Origin of the sequence: Mesorhizobium sp. B3-1-7 (assembly GCF_006439385.1) — a bacterium.
In the GTDB taxonomy this organism is placed as follows: Bacteria; Pseudomonadota; Alphaproteobacteria; order Rhizobiales; family Rhizobiaceae; genus Mesorhizobium.
The window spans coordinates 44,060-64,837 of record NZ_VFTL01000002.1 but is presented as its reverse complement, the minus strand read 5'-3'; the positions used below and the strand labels follow the sequence as shown (position 1 = coordinate 64,837).

Here is a 20,778-nt window from a genome sequence, read left to right as displayed (position 1 = left end):
GTCGGGTTTGGAGCGATGGCCGTGATTAAGCAGTTCGACAGCCTCTTCGACATGATGGAAGCCTTCCCGGACGAGCAATCCGCGATTGATCAGCTTCGCTCAATTCGTTGGAAAGATGGCGCTTTCTGCCCCTACTGTGGTTCGACCAGAGTTTACAATTTCTCCGATAATCGTACCCATAAATGCGGCGACTGCCGCCAGCGCTTTTCGATCAAAGTTGGGACGATTTTCGAGGACAGCAAAATCCCGCTTCGGAAGTGGTTCATGGCGGTATGGCTGATCACTTCGCACAAGAAGGGCATTGCCAGCACGACGCTCGCCCGCGATATCAAGGTCACTCAGAAAACCGCTTGGTTCATGCTGCATCGTTTGCGTCATGCTGCCCGCACCAAATCCTTCAATCGCCCGCTGGAGGGAACAGTCGAGGTCGATGAAACGTTCATCGGCGGTAAGGAAAAGAACAAGCACGAAAGCAAGCGCCAGAAGGCAGGTCGCGGCGCGGTCGGCAAGGCCGTGGTGTTCGGCGCTTTGGAGCGCAACGGCGAGTTCCGTGCATTCCACATTCATTCGCTCAAAGGCGTGAAGGATGCTGTGGAGGCGCACGTCAGAGAGGGCTCAATTGTCATGACCGATGAGTTCCCCGGCTACAAGGGCCTCGACAAGTCCTACTACCACCAGACTGTGAACCACTCGGAAGGCGAGTATGTTCGCGGGTTCTATTTCCACACCAATTCAATCGAGGGCGCTTGGTCGCACATCAAGCGTCAAATTTACGGCATTCACCACTGGATTTCAGACAAGCATCTCGGCAACTATCTTTCCGAAATAACGTGGCGCTATAATCGCCGCGCTATCGAGGACGGTGTGCGCATGAACGGGCTGCTTGCGCAGGTGGAAGGCCGTCTCCGGTATAGGGAGCTGATTGCATGATCGCACGCAAGAAAGCCAAGGCCGAAAATCCGTTTTTCGAGATGGATTTCGAAGAGGCAATTTCGCGCCTAGCTCAGACCGATAAGGGTGAGTTGGAAAAAGCAATAGCCCATGACATTATTGAGCGGGTCGCGCGCAACAAGAAGCGCGTGGAGGACGCTCGGGAGGACATTGCGCGTGGGGCAAGAACTAGACCAAAGAAAGACCGTTTCCGTCTTTGATTTTCTCTATGTGGATCACCACCGCATAGGCCTTTTTCTTTCACAGTTTTCCGAGTTCGGCCATCTTACTGATGTGGTTCACTCTAGGAGTGTAACCGACGATGCCGCCGTTACAGGCGGCTTCAAGGGCATTCTGAGTGGCGAGACCAAAAGCGGTGAACGGGAAGGCATTGAGCGGCGCTATAGCGCCCAATGGTCTCAAGCATTGAATTTCCTCGACGAGGTCAATGCCAGGAAAATGCTCAACCCCGACATTACCAAGGCACACATCGGCGGTCTGGTCCTGTCATCTGGCATGCTCAGCATTCTCAATATGAAGCCGCTGGAGCATTCGTGGGCGGCGGCGATCGAGAACGCAAAGGATGCGCACCAACAGGCTAACGCGCATCGTGGCAATAGGCAGGAGCGGCGTTCAAACAAGAATAGTCAGGCCCCCGCCGGAACGGCCGATGTATCAGGGCTGCGGCTTTTGGGCACATTGGAACAGCCAATTATCATGGCTCTCAAAAGTGGGAACTTTCGCCTTTGGTCTACCCTAGACGCGAAATACCTTCTGGGTCACTCGTCAGATTTGACCCTAAAGCACGGGATCAAAATTGCCGGCGAATGGCACGTTCTGGGCATTCTCGACTGTCTGCCGGGTGATCCAAATACCGGCGAGACAGATGGCCGCATTTGTGGCGGAGGCAACAACGAATTCGGTTCAGGAGCTATCCAGCTCTGGCGTGAACTTGGATTGGTTTTTGGACGCCCCGACGATTGCCACGGCATCACGCCCATCATCATAATGCGCGAAGTTAAAGCCTAGGGCGGGTCACACTCGTATATAGGTCCCCCTTTTTAGTAGGTGCTGCGGATAGATTAGTATATGGCAGCTCCGACAGCCAGCTCCGCTTCATTCAAAATCGCATGGGAAAGGCACCGGTTCCTTCACTTATTGAGCGGATGAGAGAGTTGCAGAGGACGCGATATGACGATCTGCTGAAAACTTTGCGTGAGATGCCGATCCCGGCTCAAAGATAACCGACGTCTCATGCAGCTATGCCAACGATCTCACCCAAAATACTCCTGCAGCGGCCGCACCTCCAAGTTCCCCGCCCTCAACGCCGCAATCGCTTCCGCCACCGCCGCCGCGCCCGACAGCGTCGTGTAATACGGCACCTTCTGCATCAGCGTGGCTCGCCGCAGCGACTTCGAGTCCGACACCGCCTTCTGGCCGTCGGTGGTGTTGAAGACGATCTGGACCTGGCGGTTGCGGATGGCGTCTTCGATGTGGGGGCGGCCTTCGAGCACCTTGTTGATCTTCTCGGCCGTCACGCCGTTCTCGGCGAGGAAGCGGGCGGTGCCGGAGGTGGCGAGGACCTTGAAACCCTGGCCGGCGAGGCGTTTCACGGCCGGCAGGATGCCCTTCTTGTCCTCGTCGCGCACCGAGACGAACAGCGTCCCGGAGCGGGGGAGATCGACACCCGCCCCTAACTGGCTCTTGGCGAAGGCGAGCGCGAAATCGCGGTCGAGGCCCATGACCTCGCCGGTCGAGCGCATTTCCGGGCCGAGCAATATGTCGACGCCTGGGAAGCGGGCGAAGGGGAAGACGGCTTCCTTGACTGCGATGTGGCCGGGATTGCGCGGATCGGGCATGGCGCCGTAATGGGCGAAGGCGTCTTCCAGCGTCTCGCCGGCCATGATCCGGGCCGCGATCTTGGCGATCGGACGGCCGATGGTCTTGGCGACGAAGGGCACGGTGCGCGACGCACGGGGGTTGACCTCCAGCACATAGACCGTGCCGTCTTGAATAGCGTATTGCACGTTCATCAGGCCGCCGACATTGAGCGCGCGAGCCAAGGCGGCCGTCTGGCGCTCCAGCTCGTCGACGAGGTCGGACGGCAGCGAATGCACCGGCAGCGAGCAGGCCGAGTCGCCCGAATGGATGCCGGCTTCCTCGATATGCTCCAGGATGCCGGAGACGAAGGTCGCCTTGCCGTCGCAGAGGCAATCGACATCGACCTCGATGGCGCCTGAGAGATAAGTGTCGAACAGCAGCGGGTTCTTGCCCAGCAGCGTGTTGATCTGGCCGGTCTTGTCATTGGGGTATTTCTGCTTGATGTCCTCCGGCACAAGACCGGGCACGGTGTCGAGCAGATAGGTCTGCAGCATGCCCTCGTCATGGATGATCTGCATGGCGCGGCCGCCGAGCACATAGGAGGGGCGCACCACCAGCGGGAAGCCGAGCTCGCCGGCGACGAGACGCGCCTGCTCGACCGAATAAGCGATGCCGTTCTTCGGCTGGCTGAGGTTGAGCTTGTGCAAGAGCTTCTGGAAACGGTCGCGGTCCTCCGCCAGGTCGATCATGTCGGGCGACGTGCCGAGGATCGGGATGCCGGCCTTCTCCAGCGCGTCGGCGAGCTTCAGCGGCGTCTGGCCGCCGAACTGGACGATGACGCCGACGAGCTCGCCCGAGGCCTGCTCGGCGCGCAGGATTTCCAGCACGTCCTCCGCCGTCAGCGGATCGAAATAGAGGCGGTCCGAGGTGTCATAGTCGGTCGAGACTGTCTCCGGGTTGCAGTTGATCATGATCGCTTCATAGCCGGCGTCGCGCAGAGCGAAGGCGGCGTGGCAGCAGCAATAGTCGAACTCGATGCCCTGGCCGATACGGTTCGGCCCGCCGCCGAGGATGACGACCTTCTTGCGCGACGACACGCGCGCCTCGTTGGCGGGCTCGCCGACGAAGGGCACTTCATAGGTCGAGTACATGTAGGCGGTCGGCGAGGCGAACTCGGCGGCGCAGGTGTCGATGCGCTTGTAAACCGGATGAACGTCGAGCTTTTGCCTAGCCTTCTGAATCACTTCGGCGTCGGTCTTCGTCAGCGATCCGAGGCGGGCGTCGGAAAAACCCATGGCCTTCAGCATGCGCAGATTGACGGCGTCCTGCGGCAGGCCGTGCTCGCGGACACGTTCCTCCATGGCGATGATGCCGGCGATCTGCTCGAGGAACCACGGATCGATCTTGCACATGGCGTGCACGTCCTCGAGCGAGGTGCCCATGCGGATCGCCTGCGCCACCATGCGCAGCCGGTCCGGCGTCGGGGTGCCAAGCGCGGCGCGGATCGCGTTGCGGTCGTCGGCGTGGCTGGCTGGCGCGCTACCGTGACCGAGGCCGGGGATTTCGATCTCGTCCAATCCGGTCAGGCCGGTTTCCAGACCACGCAGCGCCTTCTGCAGCGATTCCTGGAAGGTGCGGCCGATGGCCATCACTTCGCCCACCGACTTCATGGCGGTGGTCAGCACCGGCTCGGCGCCGGGGAATTTCTCGAAGGCAAAGCGCGGGATTTTCGTCACCACGTAGTCGATGGTCGGCTCGAAGGAAGCGGGCGTCGCGCCGCCGGTGATGTCGTTTTCCAGCTCGTCCAGCGTGTAGCCGACGGCAAGCTTGGCCGCGACCTTGGCGATCGGGAAGCCGGTGGCCTTGGAGGCAAGCGCCGACGAGCGCGAGACGCGCGGGTTCATCTCGATGACGACCAGCCGGCCATCGGCCGGGTTGACGGCGAACTGCACGTTGGAGCCGCCGGTCTCGACGCCGATCTCGCGCAGCACCGCGATCGAGGCGTTGCGCATCATCTGGTATTCCTTGTCGGTCAGCGTCAGCGCCGGCGCGACGGTGATGGAATCGCCGGTGTGCACGCCCATCGGATCGAGGTTCTCGATCGAGCAGATGATGATGCAATTGTCCGCCTTGTCGCGGACGACCTCCATCTCATATTCCTTCCAGCCGAGCACGCTCTCCTCGATCAGCACCTCGGTGGTCGGCGAGGCGTCGAGGCCGGACTGGACGATATCGTAGAATTCGGCGCGGTTGTAGGCGATGCCGCCACCGGTGCCGCCCATGGTGAAGGAGGGGCGGATGATCGCCGGCAGGCCGACATGGTCGAGCGCCTGCGCGGCGATCGCCATGCCGTGGCTGATATAGCGCTGCTTGCGGTCGCCTTCGCCGAGGTTCCAGCGGGTTTCCAGCGCATCGAGCGCGGCGTCGAGGTTTTCCGGGTTCTCCGCCTTCAGCGCGGCGCGCTCGGCCTCATGCGTCTTGCGGTCGGCGTTCTTGACGTCGGTGGCGTTGGCCAGCATCGACTTCGGCGTTTCGAGGCCGATCTTGCTCATCGCCTCGCGGAACAGCGCGCGGTCCTCGGCCTTGTCGATGGCGTGCGCGTCGGCGCCGATCATCTCGACATTATAGCGGTCGAGAACGCCCATGCGGCGCAGCGACAGCGCCGTGTTGAGCGCCGTCTGGCCGCCCATGGTCGGCAGCAGCGCGTCCGGCCGCTCCTTGGCGATGATCTTGGCCACCACTTCGGGCGTGATCGGCTCGATATAGGTGGCGTCGGCCAGCTCCGGGTCGGTCATGATGGTGGCCGGATTGGAGTTGACCAGGATGACGCGGAAACCCTCTTCCTTCAGCGCCTTGCAGGCCTGGGTGCCGGAATAGTCGAATTCGCAAGCCTGGCCGATAACGATGGGGCCGGCCCCGATGATCAGGATCGACTTGATGTCGGTGCGTCTTGGCATACTCGAAAAATCCGTTCGGCGAGCGGCTTGCACGAAAAACCGGGCGGGGAGGACCCGGCCGGTTGTGCTTGCGATTCTGGTATCAGGCTAGGAGGGCCTTATAGGGAAGAGTTTTGGCGGATGTAACCCTGAAAATGAGGGAGTAGGGGAGTAGGGGAGTAGGGGCTTCTCTTCCCTATTGCCTTACTGCCCTACTGCCTTATTCCCTGTATCAGTACCCAACGCCAGCTGGTCCGTGATCTCGAAGCGTTCGGAAACGCCGATGCGGATCATGTTGAGGCTGCCTTCGCGCGTGAAACGGAATTCGTCCGGCGAGTCCGAGCCGCTCGGCTTGCCGCCATGGAAGGTGATGACGCGGCTGCCGCCATCCGGCCAGGTCACCGTCACGGTTCTGTCGGCGCCTGTGTGCGCGACGCTGATCTCGCAACGGGTCATTGGCTGGCCGACATCGCGAGCGCAGGGGATGCCGGCATCTGGGGTTTCGGACTCGGCGCTTGCCGAGGCTGCGAAGGCGAGACCATACGCGTCCTGCATGGCGGTCCTGCCGATCTCGGCTGCAGTCGGCGGCTCGGCCGGCTCCCCGCCGCCCAGGCGCGCCGCTATATCAGGCTGCTGCTCCCCGGAAGGTTGAGGCGCAACGGCCGCGACTGCTGGCGCGGCGGCGTCTTCAGGCACCGGCGCCGGGTTGTTGGGGCTGAGATAGCGGGCGGGCGCCCATCCGACGATATGCGCATCCTGCGTATCCTCGACCTTGCACCAGGGATAGCCGTTGACGACGTTGCAGCCGAAATTCTTGACGGCCGTGCCGTTGGGCAGCCGCGCCGCCACCTTTCCACTCGGCGAGGCGGTGGCGCGGATATTGAGGAGATCGTCCGGTGCGAGGCCGCCGATAATCGAAACGATCGGTCCCGGCGGATCCTGAGCCATGGCCGGCAACGCGGCCAGCAATGGAGCGACGAAGAGTGCCTTCAGCGTCAGTCGGAGCGTAGTTTTGCGCTTCATCTTTGGCCGCATTTTTCCGAGTCGCGACCAGGACCAAAGCGAGCTCTGACCGCAAGGCGATGGGTTATAGTCGGCAAGACCGCGGGGTGTCATGCTGAATTTGCGCGGAATTGTGAGGCCAAGGGCACGCGCAGGTCGTTCAGGCCGAAACCTCGACTTCGGCGGTGCCGACCGCTGGCAGATCCTTGTCGCCGTCGGCCGCGGCAATCACGCTGTCGAGCAGGCCGGGGAAACGCCTGTCGAGATCGTCACGGCGCAATGTGATCAGCCGGCTGGTGCCGACCGCTTCGCTGCGGGTGACGCCCGCCTCGCGCAGCTTGGCGAGGTGGTAGCTGAGATTGGTCTTGGAGGCGAGGTCGAGGAACTTGCTGCAGTTCAGCGGCACGCCTTCCTTGCTCGCCAGATAGCGCACGATGGCAAGTCGGGTCGGGTCGCCGAGCACGGCCAGTACGATCGGCAGGCTGATCTGGTCGGCGGTTGGATGGGGCAGGGTCATGGCTCAGAATTAAGCACAAACAGCACGAACTTCAACGCGGCTTCCTTTCCTACTGCAGGCGCTACTTCTGCATTTTCGTTTCTACGATAGACGCCGCTGCTTCATTCTCGGCGCCGGTCCTGACACAGGGCTGTCAGCAGGGTTCAGCTATTTTGTCCCGGCTCGGTTGACATCATGCGCTGCTATGTCCAATTGTTCAATAACTTTTGAACTAAGGAAAGCCCCTCATGGACAAGCGGATCTTCTGGCTTGCGCTCGGATCGTTTGCGATCTCGACCGAAGGCTTCGTCATCTCGAGCCTTCTTCCCGACATCGCCACTGACGCCGGCATATCCGTGCCGCTCGCCGGCTCGCTGATCACCGCCTTCGCGCTCGCCTATGCGATCGGCGCGCCGGTGCTGGCGACGCTGACCGGCGAATGGGACCGGCGCCGGGTCATCCTGTGGACGCTGGTGTTCTTCGTCATCGGCAACATCGTTGCCGCGCTCAGTTCGTCCTTCGAGCTGCTTTTGATCGCGCGCATCGTCATGGCGCTGTCGTCCGGCCTGTTCGCGGCGACCGCGCAAGGGACCGCCGTGGCGCTGGTCGACGACCATCACCGGGCGCGCGCCATCGCCGTCGTCGTCGGCGGCACCACCGTGGCGGTGGCGGTCGGCGCGCCGCTCGGCGCGCTGGTCGCGGCGATCGCCGGCTGGCGCGGCACCTTCTTCGCCATCGCCGGGCTCGGCGCGCTGTCCGGCGCGATCCTGTGGTGGCGGCTGCCGCGCGGCATCGTCGGCACCAAGCTGCCGCTGAAGCGCAGGTTTGCGGCGGCCGTGCGCCCCGGCGTGATGCCGATCCTTCTGACGACGGCGCTTGCGCTTGTCGGCGCCTTTACCGTCTTCAGCTTCATCGCGCCCTTGGCGATCCAAGGCGGCGGGCTCTCCCCGATCGCGCTGCCGGGCATGCTGCTCGCCTTCGGCGTCGGCGCCGTCATCGGCAACATCGCCGGCGGGCAGGCGGCCGACCGCTTCGGCGCCACCCGCACCGTCGCCTGGTCGCTGGCGCTCTCCGCCGCGATGCTCACCACCTTCTCGCTGATCCCGACCTTCCTGCCGCATCATCTCGCCGGACCGGCGCTGATGGGTATGATGGTGCCGTGGGGCATCGTCGGCTGGGCTTTTCCGCCGGCGCAGGCGAGCCGCATCATCAAGCTAGCGCCCGACGCCGCGCCCATTGTTTTGTCGCTCAACGCCTCGGCGCTCTACTTCGGCGTCGCGCTGGGCGCCGTGGTCGGCGCCGCCGTGCTGCGCTTCGGCGTCCCGGCCGACCTCGGCCTGATCGCCGCCATGTTCCCGATTGTTGGCTTGGGCATCGTGCTCGCCGGCCGGATGTTGGCCCGGCCGGTGGCGATGCCGGCCGAATAGGAGATGCCGATATTCAGGTGAGCCCGGCCTGACCTGGATCTAGGCACGTCTTCACAGCTAAAGAATCGAGCGGCGGCCGCTTCTTCAGGGCGAAGGAGCGGCCGCAGGCATTTGAAGATCGAGATCGGCACAGCGTCCAGCGCAGCCTGTTCTCCGGCAAACCGGCGGCACGCTACGTCGTCTGATCTCCTCTTAAGCTGGCCGCCACATCTGCAAGATCGAGGCGGCCAGCAGCAGGCCGAGCACGATGTTGAGCGCGCGCCACTGGCGTTCGGTCGTCAGCAGTCGGGCAAGCAGGGTTCCCGCCACGCACCACAGCGACAGCGAAAAGGCCGCTGCCAAGCCGAACACGGCGCCGAGCAGGAGCGCCAGTTGCAAGGGACCATCGGCCAGCGCCGCGAAGGATGCGGCCGCGCCCAGTCCCATCGCCCAACCTTTCGGGTTCATCCACTGGATGCCGGCGCCGCCGAAGAAGCTGTTCGGCCTGGCCATGCTGATGTCGAGGTTGGGGGGACCGCTACGGCCGATCTTGATGGCCAGCCAGATCAGATAGAGCGAGCCGGCGATCTTCATGGCAAGCTGCAAAGACGGCACCGCGGCGAGCAGACCGGCCAGCCCGGCAGCGCCCGCAGCCGCCACAGTAGCCAAACCGGCGGCGCTGCCGGCCATCAAAGGCACGGAACGGCGAAAGCCGAATTGTGCGCCGGACGCGGTCGACAATGTCGTGGCGATGCCCGGCGTCGAGGTCGAGATCAGCGCGAACAGGACCAGCGGGATGATGGTGTCGGACATGCGGGCTTTCCAGTCGAAGGAGCCGGCATGCTTAGGCGCTTCGTTGCATCAGTAAATGCAATGTTTGATATGGCTTGCATTAGGAAGTATAATGTCGGCCATGATCCGCGACCTCGACACGACCCTCATCCGTACCTTCGTCACGACGGCCGACAAGACCAGCATGACGGCGGCGGCCAATGCGCTTCACCTGACGCAAGGCGCCGTCAGCCAGCAGGTCAAGCGGCTTGAAGAGGTGCTCGGTCAGAGCCTGTTCGAGCGTGATCGCCGCGGCCTCAAGCTGACGCGATCCGGCGAGCGGCTGCTCGACAGGGCCAGGCGCCTGCTGCAGCTCAACGACGAGATCCTTGCCGAGATCAGGGGCAGGGCGGTTGCCGGGCAGGTGCGGATCGGCGTGCCTTATGATCTCGTCGGCACGCTGCTCGCGCCTGCGCTGAAGGCCTATGCCGAAGCGTATCCGCAGGTGGAGATTTCGCTGGTCTGCGCGTCCTCGCCGGAACTCGCGGCGGCTCTGGCGGCGGGCACGATCGACCTTGCCGTCGTCGAGGAGCGCGTCGGTCCCACCGCCGGCGAATGCCTGCTCGTCGACCGGCTGGTATGGGTGGGCGCCAGAGGCGGGGCGGCACGCCTGAAGCGGCCGCTGCCGGTTTCCATCGTCGCCGACACCTGCGCCTTCCGGCCGGCGGTGCTGGCAGCGCTTGGCGAGCACGGGCTCGACTGGCGCACCGTGTTCGAGAACGGCAACATCGATGCGACGACCGCCACTGTGCGGTCGGACCTCGCGGTGACCGCATGGCTTGCCTCGACGGTTCCGACCGATCTCGACATCCTGTCCGATGCCGGGCTTCCGGCGCTGCCGAATTTCTCCGTCAACCTGCATATGCCCAAACATGCCACCCAACCGGCCGCGCAGGCTTTTGCCAGCCATATCCGCGAGGGCCTTTCACGCTATCGCCAGGCAGCGTGAACGGCTAGCTAGAGCAATTCCAGGAAAAGTGTGAGCGGTTTTCCGTCCGGAATTGCGTAGAAACAAAGAGATAGAGCGGTTCGCCGTTTCCGTGAAACGGTGAAACGCGCTAGGCACCCGGTCAGCCGTTCGACGCGGCCATGGCGACCGCCAATTGCGCATCGAAAGCGCGCTTGAAGGCGGGCCGAGCCTCGCCGCGGGCGACATAGGCGGCAACGTTCGGGAATTCGTTCAGCAAACCCGATCTCTGCAGCCGGCGCAGCACGCCCACCATGACGAGGTCGCCGGCGCTGAACGCGCCGTCGAGCCAGTCGCTATCGCCGAGATGGCGGGAGAGCTCGGCCAGCCGCTTGCGGATCCGGTCATCGACCAAAGGCAGGCGCTGGTCGTGCCACGCCGCGTCGCGCTCCAGGATCACGGCTGTCGTGCGATCGAGGATCGGCTGCTCCACGGTGCTGAAGGCTGCGAACATCCAGGCGATCGCGCGCGCCCGCGCGTTTGCATTCTCGGGCATCAGGCCGGGGTGACGAACCGCGATGTGAAGGACGATCGCGCCTGACTCGAACAGAGCGAGATCGCCTTCTTCATAGGTCGGGATGCTGCCGAAGGGGTTGATCGCAAGATGCGCGGGTCGCTTCATCGCATCGAACGAAACAAGACGAACGTCATAAGGCTGGCCGACTTCCTCGAGTGCCCAGCGCACGTGCATGTCGCGCGCCAGCCCCCTGCCGCCATCGGGCGAGCATTCAAAGGCGGTAATGGTGGGGATCATCGGCGGCTCCTGACCGTTCAGTCGTCGTTGCGAAGAGAGGCTTCATAAAGCGAATACGCGGCGGGCCCGGCCGCCGCGCGACAGCCTTGTGCTACTTCCAGTTCCTGCGCCGTTCGAGTTCGGCTTTGGAAGGCTCCTGCTGAGCAAACGAGCCCGTGCGGATTTCGCCCGCGCGCTCATAGATCGCTATGATGACGCCGGTGGCGGAAGCTTGCGATTTGACGAGCTTGAACGCCGCCGGCATCGCGCTGTCGCCGAACAGCCGCTTGCCCTTGCCCAGGACCAGCGGGAAGGTCATCAGCCGGATCTCGTCGATCAGCCCGTTGGCGAGCAAGGTCTGGGTCAGATTGCCCGATCCCTGGATGAGCAGGTCCGGTCCGTCTCCCTGCTTGAGTTCCTTAAGCCTGGCAACGATATCGGGCCCGAGCGACTGCGTGTTCTGCCAGGTCAGCGAATCCGGCCGGTGCGTGGCCACATATTTGGTTGCAGGGTTGAAGACGTCGGCGATGGCGTCGTTCTGATACGGCCAATACGCGGCGAAGATATCGTAGGTTCTGCGGCCGAGCAGCAGGTCGAACGGTTTGGAGAACAGTTCCTCCATGGCCGCGCCTGCCACCTCGTCAAAATAATGGAAGGTCCAGCCACCGAATTTGAAGCCGCCGACCGGATCCTCTTCCGGCCCGCCCGGCGCCTGCATGACGCCGTCGAGGCTGACGAATGTGGCGGCGATGATCTTGCGCATCTGTCTTCTCCTTTTCGCTGATCCGCGCCGTCAGGCCGGATTTCGAGCTAAGGACGAACGGCAAGGCCGCTTTCCGACACGGCCCCGCGAATTTCTATCGCGTGTTGTCGGCGCGAATGGTGCGTGACGAGAACCAGACATCGCCGAAGACGGCGGTGGCGGTGCGGTCGGGCGCCTTGTCCTTCCTCAGCCAGATCGAGCGGGTGCGCGCGGCGCGCTCGCGCGTCGGTATTTTCGCGCCCGGCTCGGCGGTTGAGGCGCCGATGCAAGGGATGAACCAGGAGCCCATGAAGGGCCGGCAGGCAAAGCCGTTTTTCAGGCGCGTTATGATGACCGCGAGGCCGACGGTTTCGGAGGGACGCCACGGAAAGATCATGCGGCCGCCGGGTTTCAGCGCTTTCAGCCATGCGACGGGCGGGGCGACGACGCCGGCATTGACATAGATGATGTCGGAGGGCGGCAAAGGATCGGAGACAGCATCGCCATGGATCACCTCGATGTTGGCGTACCGGGCGAGGTTCGCCCTGGCGCGCGTGGCGAGACCGGCCTCGATCTCGAAGGCGGTGACGCTGCCGCCCGGCTCGACCAGCCTCGCCAGCAGCGCCGTGTAATAGCCTGTGCCGGCGCCGATATGGGTGACGTGCTCGCCCGGCTTCGGCTCGACCTTGCCGAGCCACATCGCGTGCAGCATCGGCTCGCCATTGTTGATGCCCTTGTCGGCATCGAGCACGACGAGGACATTCTGGTAGATGTAGCTTGGATCGGCGCTCGGCGTCTCGAAGCGGCCTTCGCCGGCAAAAACAGTCCATGGCCCCGGACCCAGGAAGGCCTCGCGCGGCACCGCGGCGAACACCTCCTCGATGCGCGGATCGGCCGACCGGGCCTGCGCAGCCATCAGCCTGGCGTAGAATCTGCGGGCTTCGTCCGGTTTGGCCATGGCGCGAAGATAGCGCGGCCGGCGCGAATGTCGCGGTCAGCCGGCGAAGGTGTCGTAGAGCAGCTTGAAGTTGAGAACGAGGATGACGGCGGCCACCACCCAGGCCAGCGCCGCTACGCCGCGCGGTATGGCGAAATTGCCCATCTTCTTCTTGTCCGACACGAACTGCACCAGCGGCACCACCGCGAAGGGCAGCTGCATCGACAGGATCACCTGGCTGAAGACGAGCAGCTGGCCGGTTCCCTTCTCGCCATAAAGTGCTGTGACGATCACCACGGGGACGATGGCAATGCCGCGCGTCACCAGGCGACGGGCCCATTGCGGGATGCGCAGGCGCAGGAAGCCCTCCATCACGATCTGGCCCGCGAGCGTTGCGGTGACAGTCGAGTTGAGGCCGGAGGCAAGCAGCGCGACGGCGAACAGGATCGAGGCGATGCCCAGGCCGAGCAGCGGCGAGAGCAGCTCGAAGGCCTGGCCGATCTCGGCAACGTGGTGATGGCCGGTATCGTGGAAGGCGACCGCCGCGACGATCAGGATCGACGCATTGACGAACAGCGCCAGGACCAGCGCGATGGTCGAATCCGTCGTCGCCCATTTGATGGCGTCGCGCTTGCCGGCATCGGTGCGCTCATAGGCGCGGGTCTGCACGATCGAGGAATGCAGATAGAGATTATGCGGCATGACCGTCGCGCCGATGATGCCGATGGCGATGTAGAGCATCGCCGGATTGGTGACGATCTCCGGCGACGGCACGAACATCGAATGCAGGATGGTGCCGGCCGGCGGCGCGGCGACAAAGATCTGGATGGCAAAGCAGCCGAAGATGATGATCAGCAGCGCGACGACGAAGGCCTCGAGATAGCGGAAGCCCTTGTTCATCAGCAGCAGCACAAGGAAAGCGTCGAGCGCGGTGAGGATGGCGCCGCCGATCAGTGGGATGCCGAACAGAAGCTGCAGCGCGATCGCCGTGCCGATCACCTCGGCGAGGTCGCAGGCGATGATGGCCAGCTCGCAGGCGATCCAGAGCACCAGATTGACCGGGCGCGGATAATAGGCGCGGCAGGCCTGGGCGAGGTCGCGCCCGGTGGCGATGCCGAGGCGCGCGGCGAGCGCCTGCAACAGAATCGCCATCAGGTTCGACAGCATGATGATGAAAAGCAGCGTGTAGCCGAACTGGGCGCCGCCGGCGAGGTCGGTCGCCCAGTTGCCCGGATCCATATAGCCGACGGAGACCATGTAGCCCGGTCCCATGAACGCGAACAGGCGGCGGAACCAGACTCCAGTCTGTGGCACCGCGATCGAGGCGTTCACCTCGCGCAGGCTTGGCTGCTCGTCGTCGGGCTTGTCGAATCGCCATGTGGGTCGGGCTACGGTTGCTGCATCGGCGTCGGACATGGGGATTTCCGCTGGAAATGTATCGAAGGTGCCTTTTATCTACGCCATGGCTCAACATTATGCAATAGGCTATATTTCATTGATCATGCTTTCGTGATGCGCCAGAGCAGATCTGGACGCGGGCGACCGCAAACGCTGGTTGCGCCCGCGCGGGAATGCAAATAAACGGCCGGACCATCAGGGGTTCGTGTTATGGATACGACCCCGATTCAAGGAGGAGCGCGTATTGGCGCTTAGGAACAAACCAGTTCGACGCGAGGAGCCGCTTCCCGATGCCGAAATCCATTCGGAGGGTTTCCGGCAGACGCGCGAAGCGCGCCGCGGCGCGCTGGTCGAGGACTATGTCGAACTGATCGCCGACCTGATCGAGGACGGCAACGAAGCGCGGCAGGTGGATATCGCGGCAAGGCTCGGCGTCGCGCAGCCGACGGTGGCAAAGATGCTGACCAGGCTGTGCGCCGATGGGCTGGTTTCGCGGAAGCCCTATCGCGGCGTGTTCCTGACCGAAGCCGGCCGCAAGGTCGCCGAGGAAAGCCGTATCCGCCACCAGACGGTGGAGGCCTTCCTGCGCTCTCTCGGCGTCAGCGCCGAGACGGCGCGCATCGACGCCGAGGGCATCGAGCACCATGTCAGCGCCGAAACGCTGGAAGCTTTCCGCCGGGCGATGACGAACCGCCAGGATTAGGTCTGCGGTCCGTCCGAGCGTATTGAAGCGGAACCGACGCATCTCCGCCGCATTACTTCCCACATCGCGCGATTGCCGCGCTCAAGGAGGAAGCAATGGGCGTCGAACAGGCTCCGACCGCTAAAGGGAAGCAGGCAGCCAGGGGATTGCGGCAGGCGGCCGCCAAGGACGAGCGCAAGACCGAAGCCGAGACCGGCCATCCGCTGAAGAAGGGCGCGGCGCGTTTCGAGGAACGTTCGAAAAGTTCGGACGGCAAGAGCGCCGGCGCCAAGCAGAAAAGCTGATGCTTTTAGCCGGTTTATGGTCGGTGGGCTTTGCTTGTCCGATTGAGGTTTCCGGTGCGTCCGACATTTGGCGGGAGCGAAAAATTCTGTGACTTAGGCCAGCCGTTGCGATAATTGTCTGCAGGGGGTGGTCGTGGGCCAGTCCCTCCAGGACATTCGCGTTGCGAGGAGTTGCCATGCTTTGGAGAGGCCGTCGTCAGAGCGACAACATCGAGGATGACCGTAGCGACAGCGGCGGCGGACTTGGCGGCGGAATGGGCGGCGGCGGTCAGTTCCGACTTCCCGTCGGCGGCCGTACCGGTGGCGGCGGCAGCATTCTCCTGGTCATCCTGGTCGTGCTTGCGGGATGGTATTTCGGTTTTGATCCGTCGCAGATCCTGGGTGGCGGCGACGGCGGATTGCTCCCGGGTGGCGGCGGCCAGATCACCGACAACAGCGGCTCGCAGGACAATGGCGGCGCGCCCGCCAATGACGAGATGAAGCAGTTCGTCGCGACGGTGCTGGCGGAAACCGAAGACACCTGGACCGGCATTTTCAAGGCGCAGGGCCTGACCTATGAGGATCCCAAGCTGGTGCTGTTTAGCGGCCAGATCCGTTCAGCCTGCGGTTTCGCCTCGGCGGCGGCCGGTCCGTTCTACTGCCCGGGCGATCGCAAGGTCTATCTCGACATGACCTTCTTCCAGCAGCTCGACCAGCAGTTCGGCGCTTCCGGCGAGTTCGCCCGTGCCTATGTGGTGGCCCATGAGGTCGGTCACCATGTGCAGAACCTCACCGGCATCATGAGCAAGTTCAACCAGATGCGCCAAGGCATGAGCGAGGCCGACGCCAACCAGCTCTCGGTGCGCATCGAGCTTCAGGCCGACTGCTTCGCCGGCGTATGGGCCCATTACACCGCGCAAAAAGGTATATTGGAGCAGGGTGACATCGAAAGCGCGCTGAATGCTGCCAAGCAGATCGGCGACGACACGCTGCAGAAGAAGATGCAGGGCTATGTCGTGCCGGAAAGCTTCAACCATGGCACCTCCCAGCAGCGGCAGACATGGCTGGCGCGCGGCTACAAGAGCGGCAAGCTGTCCGACTGCAACACGATGAGCGGTCCGATCTGAGGCGGCGCTGCCGCTTCTTTCGGGTGACGACCAATGATCGAAGGCGGCTGGCAAGGGATGTCAGCATAAGACGTTTGCATTCGTTCGCGGATTGTTCCCGCCGCTAACCTCGCCTATAAGGTCCCTCCCGCCTGTGCCGCAAGGCGGTTGAGGAGCTTGTCACCATGATCGACCCGAAGACCGCCAAGCGGGGCCTTGCGCTCGTTTTCACGACGCTGCTGCTCGACATCATCGGTTTCGGCATCATCATGCCGGTGCTGCCGGCCTATCTGGAGGAACTGAGCGGCGTCAGCGTGAGTGAGGCCGCGATCGAGGGCGGCTGGCTGTTCTTCGTCTATGCGGCGATGCAGTTCGTCTTCGCGCCGATCATCGGCGGCTTGAGCGACCGCTTCGGACGACGGCCGATCCTGCTTGCCTCGGTGCTGACCTTTTCCATCGACAACCTGATCTGCGCCATCGCCTGGTCCTATCCAATGCTGTTCATCGGCCGCGTGCTCGCGGGCATTTCCGGCGCCAGCTATTCGACGACATCGGCCTTCATCGCCGATATCTCGAACGACGAGAACCGGGCGAAGAATTTCGGCCTGCTCGGCATCGCTTTCGGCGTCGGCTTCGTCATCGGTCCGGTGCTGGGCGGGCTGCTCGGCACGTTCGGGCCGCGCGTGCCGTTCTATTTCGCCGCAGCACTCGCCTTCGTGAATTTCCTGATCGCGATGTTCCTGCTGCCGGAGACGCTGGATGAAAAGCATCGTCGCCGTTTCGAGTGGAAGCGTGCCAATCCGGTCGGCACGCTCATGCAGATGCGCAATTATCCAGGCATCGGCTGGATCGGGCTGGTGTTCTTCCTGATGACGCTCGGCCACATGATGTATCCGGCGGTCTGGTCGTTCGTCTCCACTTATCGCTATGGCTGGAGCCAGCAGCAGATCGGCTTTTCGCTCGGCGCCTTCGGCCTGTGCGGCGCAATCATCATGGCGACGGTGCTGCCGCGGATCATTCCCAAGCTCGGCGAATGGAGGACGGCGGCTATCGGGCTGACCTTCACCGCGCTCAGCGCCTTCGGCTATGCATTTTCGACGCAAGGCTGGATGATCTATGCGGTGATCGTGGCCGGGTGCCTGGAGGCGCTGGCCGATCCGCCGCTCAGAAGCCTCGCCGCCGCCAAGGTGCCGCCCTCGGCGCAGGGCGAATTGCAGGGCGCGATGACCTCGATCTTCTCGATCACCTCGATCATCACCCCGCTGCTCTACACGGCGATCTTTTCCTGGTTCACGAGCCCGACGGCGCCGGTCGTGTTCGGCGGCGCGCCCTATGTGCTGGGCGCGATCTTCCTGACGCTGGCGGTCATCGTCTTCGTGACGAAAGTGGCCAAGCCGACGCCGAAGGAAGTCGAGCGCATGCACACGCAGGAGGCGGCGGTGACGGACGCTGCTTAGGCTGGCGGTTTGAGCTAATGCATGTCGCGCTGAAGCGGATTCAGGCGACGCTTTAAGCCTTTGTTTTCATGCATGTCGTTATCGCAAAACCGCTGCACACTTTTGCGCGACATGCATTAGGCGCGTTCGGCCAGCGCTTCCTCGCCGCGCCGCTCGCGGATGAGGTTGACGAAGCGGCGGAAGAGGTAATGCGAATCCTGCGGGCCGGGCGAGGCCTCGGGATGGTGCTGAACCGAGAACACAGGACGGCCGGTCAGCGCGATGCCGCAGTTCGAGCCGTCGAAGAGCGAGACATGGGTTTCCTCGACGCCTTCGGGCAGCGAGTCGGCGTCGACGGCGAAACCGTGGTTCATCGAGACGATCTCGACCTTGCCGGTGGTGTGGTCCTTGACCGGATGGTTGGCGCCGTGGTGGCCCTGGTGCATCTTCTCGGTCCTGCCGCCGAGCGCCAGCGCCAGCATCTGATGGCCGAGGCAGATGCCGAACACCGGGATGTCGGTCTTCAAGAGGTTCTGGATCACCGGCACGGCATATTCGCCGGTCGCCTCCGGGTCGCCGGGGCCGTTCGACAGGAAGATGCCGTCCGGCCGCATGGCCAGGATCTCCTCGGCGCCGGTCTTGGCCGGCACGACGGTGACCTTGGCGCCGAGACCTGCAAGCAGGCGCAGGATGTTGCGCTTGACGCCGTAGTCGACGGCCACGACGTGCATGGAAGGCTCGCCCCGCTCGCCATAGCCTTCATTCCAGGCCCAGGGCGTCTCGCGCCAGACCGAAGACTGGCCCGACGTGACCTCCTTGGCGAGATCGAGGCCGATCAGGCCCGACCAGGCCGCGGCCTGCCGCTTCAGGTCCTCGATGTCGAAGACGCCATCGGGCGCATGCGCGATGACGGCATTGGGCATGCCTTTCTCGCGGATCAGCACGGTCAGCGCGCGGGTGTCGATGCCGGACAGCGCGACGATGCCGCGCCGCTTCAGCCACTTGTCGAGATGGCCGGCGGCGCGATAGTTGGACGGGTCGGTGACGTTGGCCTTGAAGATCGCGCCGACAGCGCCCGCGCGGGCGGCTGGATGCAAATCCTCGATGTCCTCGTCATTGGTGCCGACATTGCCGATATGCGGGAAGGTGAAGGTGACGATCTGGCCGGCGTAAGACGGATCAGTGAGGATTTCCTCGTAGCCGGTCAGCGCGGTGTTGAAGCACACTTCCGCAACGGCCGATCCCGTGGCGCCAAGGCCGCGGCCTTCGATCACCGTGCCGTCGGCGAGGACCAGAAGGGCGGTCGGCTTTTCAGTTGCCCAGGGGGCGGTGGTGGTGGCCATTGCGGCACTCCTGTCAGGCGCGGCAATCGGTCGGCAGGACCATTTGCGCGGCAAGGCGCGAAGCTGGATTTCCCGGCTCCCACGCGTCAACTCATTGTCTCATGCAGGACCGAGTACATAGGCGAACGGGCCGGAGCGGTCAATGCGGCGTCCCCGGACCACGGCCGATTTGCTTTCGTCCAGCAATATCAGCATCTTGCCGCGATTTGCGTTGGCCGTTCGGCAAAGCTATTGTCCGCCGCATTCGAAGGAGAAGCACGATGCGCGAGAAAATCGCCGAATCCATGAAGAGCGCGATGAAGGCGCAGGACAAGCACCGCCTGCCGACGCTGCGGCTGATCCAGGCCGCCATCCACGATCGCGACATCGCCAATCGCGGCGCCGGCAAGCCGCCGGCGAGCGAGGAAGAGATCCTGCAGATCCTCGCCAAGATGGTGAAGCAGCGCGAGGAATCGGCCAAGGCCTTCGAGGACGGCAAGCGGCCGGAACTGGCGGCGCAGGAGCGCGGCGAGATGGAAATCATCCGCGCGTTCCTGCCGACGCAGCTCGACGACGCGGCGATCCAGGCCGCGGCGCGCGAAGCGATCGCGGCGACGGGTGCGGCCAGCCAGAAGGACATGGGCAAGGTGATCGGCGCGCTGAAGCAGAAGTATGCCGGCCAGATGGACTTCGCCAAGGCCAGCGCCATCATCAAGGGGCTGCTGCAGTAGGTGCGGCTTCGCTAATCCTTGCACATCGGTATCGGCTGCGGCGGCGGTGCCGGATGATCCTTCTTGTATTGCGCGATGATCGGCTCCAGCGTCTTCCTGGGCCAGAATTTCGGCGAGCCGATCTCGTTCAGGCAGGAGGCGTTCCAATAGAGGCCCGCGCCTGACAGCGATTGGCCTGCGGCCTTGGCCCGGGCGACAGCGGCGATGTCGCGCGATTCCGGATAGATGTAGAGCGTCGTCGGTTTGTTCTTCACCAGCGGGATGATCTGCTCGGCGTCAGCGGGCGACCAACTGGTGCAGCCATTGCTGCGGCCGCCGGCATAGTTCACCAGCTTGCCGAACGGAACAAGGCCGTCATGGTCGGCGTATGAGCTGTTCGGCTCTTTGCGCATGCACATACCCCTGAGCAAGGCAGCCGGATGGCCGCCGATCACGCGCTGCCTGGCGTTCGCCGCTTCGCCTTCGCCGTCGAACTGGATGAAGCTGCGCATGAACACCGCGTTCTGCGCGCCGACACGGTAATACCCCTTGAAGGACGTCTTGGTCTCGGCGGTCATATAGGCGCCGCCGGCCGTCAGCGCCGAGTCCATCGCGTTGCCGAAGTTCTTCGCGCAACGCCTGCCGTTGGAGAAATCGGCAACGCCTTTCAGGTTGCGGCCGCCGCCATGGCCCGAGGAAACCGCGCGGAAGAGCTGCTTGCTTTCGCATATGATGTAATAGCGCTGGCCCAGCACGCTGTTGCCGAGGTCGCCGGGACGCGTGGCATCCATGGCGAAGTAGCACGGGTTGCCGACCGAACCATCGCTGACCTTCTTCTGGTAGAGCGCGCGCGCCCGCTCCAGAACGACCTGCGAAATCTGGCCCTCGCCGTCGCCGACATGGCGCTGCAGCCAATCGGGAACGGTCGACGGCCGCAACGCCGCGAACGAGCTGACGGACGCCGTCAATGCGGCGAGGGTCGCGACAAGACAAAAGATGGCCGCGCCTAGCGGAACAGATTTCAACCCCACCGTTTTGC

At 63.6% G+C, this 20,778-nt stretch carries 20 protein-coding genes; 10 read left to right on the top strand and 10 right to left on the bottom strand.

Annotated elements, in window-relative coordinates:
* Positions 1-15 precede the first annotated feature (15 nt).
* Genes FJ417_RS02105 through FJ417_RS02095 form a run of 3 tightly spaced genes read left to right on the top strand, consistent with a single transcriptional unit; the run spans position 16 to position 1,959 of the window.
* A complete protein-coding gene (locus FJ417_RS02105) occupies positions 16-930 on the top strand; it encodes an IS1595 family transposase (protein ID WP_246687380.1) in 915 nt (304 codons plus the stop codon).
* Positions 927-1,151, top strand: a complete 225-nt coding sequence (locus FJ417_RS02100) for a hypothetical protein (protein WP_140782302.1) — start codon at positions 927-929, stop codon at positions 1,149-1,151. The genes FJ417_RS02105 and FJ417_RS02100 overlap by 4 nt, the downstream gene beginning before the upstream one ends.
* Positions 1,108-1,959, top strand: coding sequence for a hypothetical protein (locus FJ417_RS02095; RefSeq protein WP_140782301.1), 852 nt, complete (start codon positions 1,108-1,110; stop codon positions 1,957-1,959). Before FJ417_RS02100 ends, FJ417_RS02095 begins: the two co-directional genes overlap by 44 nt.
* A gap of 245 nt (positions 1,960-2,204) precedes the next feature.
* Here FJ417_RS02095 and carB read toward each other — a convergent pair whose 3' ends face one another.
* From carB to FJ417_RS02080, 3 genes are all read right to left on the bottom strand, one after another.
* Positions 2,205-5,708, bottom strand: coding sequence for a carbamoyl-phosphate synthase large subunit (gene carB / locus FJ417_RS02090; RefSeq protein ID WP_140782300.1), 3,504 nt, complete (start codon positions 5,706-5,708; stop codon positions 2,205-2,207).
* A gap of 183 nt (positions 5,709-5,891) precedes the next feature.
* Positions 5,892-6,710, bottom strand: a complete 819-nt coding sequence (locus FJ417_RS02085; RefSeq protein ID WP_140782299.1) for an SH3 domain-containing protein — start codon at positions 6,708-6,710, stop codon at positions 5,892-5,894.
* Between the two features lie 139 nt (positions 6,711-6,849).
* On the bottom strand, positions 6,850-7,206 hold the full coding sequence (locus FJ417_RS02080; RefSeq protein ID WP_140782298.1) for a helix-turn-helix transcriptional regulator: 357 nt from the start codon (positions 7,204-7,206) through the stop codon (positions 6,850-6,852).
* 227 nt (positions 7,207-7,433) lie between these two features.
* On the opposite strand from FJ417_RS02080, the gene FJ417_RS02075 reads away from it, so the two are divergent.
* Complete coding sequence (locus FJ417_RS02075; protein ID WP_140782297.1) at positions 7,434-8,612, top strand: MFS transporter; 1,179 nt, start codon at positions 7,434-7,436, stop codon at positions 8,610-8,612.
* Positions 8,613-8,804: 192 nt separating this feature from the next.
* Here the strand turns inward: FJ417_RS02075 and FJ417_RS02070 are convergent, their stop codons facing one another.
* A complete protein-coding gene (locus FJ417_RS02070; RefSeq protein WP_140782296.1) occupies positions 8,805-9,404 on the bottom strand; it encodes a LysE family translocator in 600 nt (199 codons plus the stop codon).
* A gap of 100 nt (positions 9,405-9,504) precedes the next feature.
* Between FJ417_RS02070 and FJ417_RS02065 the strand changes: the two genes are divergently transcribed.
* Positions 9,505-10,371, top strand: coding sequence for a LysR substrate-binding domain-containing protein (locus FJ417_RS02065; RefSeq protein ID WP_140782428.1), 867 nt, complete (start codon positions 9,505-9,507; stop codon positions 10,369-10,371).
* A 121-nt stretch (positions 10,372-10,492) separates the two neighbouring features.
* On the opposite strand, the gene FJ417_RS02060 is transcribed toward FJ417_RS02065, so the two are convergent.
* The 4 genes from FJ417_RS02060 to FJ417_RS02045 form a co-directional block, all read right to left on the bottom strand.
* Positions 10,493-11,143 (bottom strand): glutathione S-transferase family protein, encoded by a 651-nt coding sequence (locus FJ417_RS02060; protein WP_140782295.1) that lies wholly within the window; start codon positions 11,141-11,143, stop codon positions 10,493-10,495.
* Positions 11,144-11,234: 91 nt separating this feature from the next.
* On the bottom strand, positions 11,235-11,885 hold the full coding sequence (locus FJ417_RS02055) for a dihydrofolate reductase family protein (protein WP_140782294.1): 651 nt from the start codon (positions 11,883-11,885) through the stop codon (positions 11,235-11,237).
* 94 nt (positions 11,886-11,979) lie between these two features.
* Positions 11,980-12,822: a protein-L-isoaspartate O-methyltransferase gene (locus FJ417_RS02050; protein ID WP_140782293.1), complete on the bottom strand. Its 843-nt coding sequence runs from the start codon at positions 12,820-12,822 to the stop codon at positions 11,980-11,982.
* Between the two features lie 36 nt (positions 12,823-12,858).
* Positions 12,859-14,217, bottom strand: coding sequence for an Nramp family divalent metal transporter (locus tag FJ417_RS02045; RefSeq protein WP_140653767.1), 1,359 nt, complete (start codon positions 14,215-14,217; stop codon positions 12,859-12,861).
* A gap of 226 nt (positions 14,218-14,443) precedes the next feature.
* On the opposite strand from FJ417_RS02045, the gene mntR reads away from it, so the two are divergent.
* The 4 genes from mntR to FJ417_RS02025 all read left to right on the top strand — a co-directional run bounded on the left by mntR (position 14,444) and on the right by FJ417_RS02025 (position 17,728).
* Complete coding sequence (mntR, locus tag FJ417_RS02040; protein ID WP_140640707.1) at positions 14,444-14,902, top strand: manganese-binding transcriptional regulator MntR; 459 nt, start codon at positions 14,444-14,446, stop codon at positions 14,900-14,902.
* A gap of 95 nt (positions 14,903-14,997) precedes the next feature.
* Entirely contained in the window at positions 14,998-15,186 is a 189-nt protein-coding gene (locus FJ417_RS02035; protein ID WP_140640705.1) for a hypothetical protein, read from the top strand.
* Between the two features lie 176 nt (positions 15,187-15,362).
* A complete protein-coding gene (locus FJ417_RS02030) occupies positions 15,363-16,292 on the top strand; it encodes a neutral zinc metallopeptidase (RefSeq protein WP_140703780.1) in 930 nt (309 codons plus the stop codon).
* Between the two features lie 164 nt (positions 16,293-16,456).
* Positions 16,457-17,728, top strand: a complete 1,272-nt coding sequence (locus FJ417_RS02025; protein ID WP_140782292.1) for a TCR/Tet family MFS transporter — start codon at positions 16,457-16,459, stop codon at positions 17,726-17,728.
* 116 nt (positions 17,729-17,844) lie between these two features.
* Here the strand turns inward: FJ417_RS02025 and carA are convergent, their stop codons facing one another.
* Positions 17,845-19,050: a glutamine-hydrolyzing carbamoyl-phosphate synthase small subunit gene (carA, locus tag FJ417_RS02020; protein WP_140782291.1), complete on the bottom strand. Its 1,206-nt coding sequence runs from the start codon at positions 19,048-19,050 to the stop codon at positions 17,845-17,847.
* A 260-nt stretch (positions 19,051-19,310) separates the two neighbouring features.
* On the opposite strand from carA, the gene FJ417_RS02015 reads away from it, so the two are divergent.
* Entirely contained in the window at positions 19,311-19,760 is a 450-nt protein-coding gene (locus FJ417_RS02015; RefSeq protein ID WP_095817380.1) for a GatB/YqeY domain-containing protein, read from the top strand.
* A gap of 11 nt (positions 19,761-19,771) precedes the next feature.
* Here FJ417_RS02015 and FJ417_RS02010 read toward each other — a convergent pair whose 3' ends face one another.
* The gene (locus tag FJ417_RS02010) at positions 19,772-20,770 is read right to left on the bottom strand and encodes a hypothetical protein (protein ID WP_140782290.1); all 999 of its coding nucleotides are present in this window, start codon (positions 20,768-20,770) and stop codon (positions 19,772-19,774) included.
* Positions 20,771-20,778 lie beyond the last annotated feature (8 nt).

Bases quoted from the DNA above. Each gene is read 5' to 3' on its own strand.
- FJ417_RS02105 (WP_246687380.1), top strand. From the start codon at position 16: ATGGCCGTGATTAAGCAGTTCGACAGCCTCTTCGACATGATGGAAGCC.
- FJ417_RS02100 (WP_140782302.1), top strand. From the start codon at position 927: ATGATCGCACGCAAGAAAGCCAAGGCCGAAAATCCGTTTTTCGAGATG.
- carB (WP_140782300.1), bottom strand. From the start codon at position 5,708: ATGCCAAGACGCACCGACATCAAGTCGATCCTGATCATCGGGGCCGGC.
- FJ417_RS02085 (WP_140782299.1), bottom strand. From the start codon at position 6,710: ATGAAGCGCAAAACTACGCTCCGACTGACGCTGAAGGCACTCTTCGTC.
- FJ417_RS02080 (WP_140782298.1), bottom strand. From the start codon at position 7,206: ATGACCCTGCCCCATCCAACCGCCGACCAGATCAGCCTGCCGATCGTA.
- FJ417_RS02075 (WP_140782297.1), top strand. From the start codon at position 7,434: ATGGACAAGCGGATCTTCTGGCTTGCGCTCGGATCGTTTGCGATCTCG.
- FJ417_RS02070 (WP_140782296.1), bottom strand. From the start codon at position 9,404: ATGTCCGACACCATCATCCCGCTGGTCCTGTTCGCGCTGATCTCGACC.
- FJ417_RS02065 (WP_140782428.1), top strand. From the start codon at position 9,505: ATGATCCGCGACCTCGACACGACCCTCATCCGTACCTTCGTCACGACG.
- FJ417_RS02060 (WP_140782295.1), bottom strand. From the start codon at position 11,143: ATGATCCCCACCATTACCGCCTTTGAATGCTCGCCCGATGGCGGCAGG.
- FJ417_RS02055 (WP_140782294.1), bottom strand. From the start codon at position 11,885: ATGCGCAAGATCATCGCCGCCACATTCGTCAGCCTCGACGGCGTCATG.
- FJ417_RS02050 (WP_140782293.1), bottom strand. From the start codon at position 12,822: ATGGCCAAACCGGACGAAGCCCGCAGATTCTACGCCAGGCTGATGGCT.
- FJ417_RS02045 (WP_140653767.1), bottom strand. From the start codon at position 14,217: ATGTCCGACGCCGATGCAGCAACCGTAGCCCGACCCACATGGCGATTC.
- FJ417_RS02035 (WP_140640705.1), top strand. From the start codon at position 14,998: ATGGGCGTCGAACAGGCTCCGACCGCTAAAGGGAAGCAGGCAGCCAGG.
- FJ417_RS02030 (WP_140703780.1), top strand. From the start codon at position 15,363: ATGCTTTGGAGAGGCCGTCGTCAGAGCGACAACATCGAGGATGACCGT.
- FJ417_RS02025 (WP_140782292.1), top strand. From the start codon at position 16,457: ATGATCGACCCGAAGACCGCCAAGCGGGGCCTTGCGCTCGTTTTCACG.
- carA (WP_140782291.1), bottom strand. From the start codon at position 19,050: ATGGCCACCACCACCGCCCCCTGGGCAACTGAAAAGCCGACCGCCCTT.
- FJ417_RS02015 (WP_095817380.1), top strand. From the start codon at position 19,311: ATGCGCGAGAAAATCGCCGAATCCATGAAGAGCGCGATGAAGGCGCAG.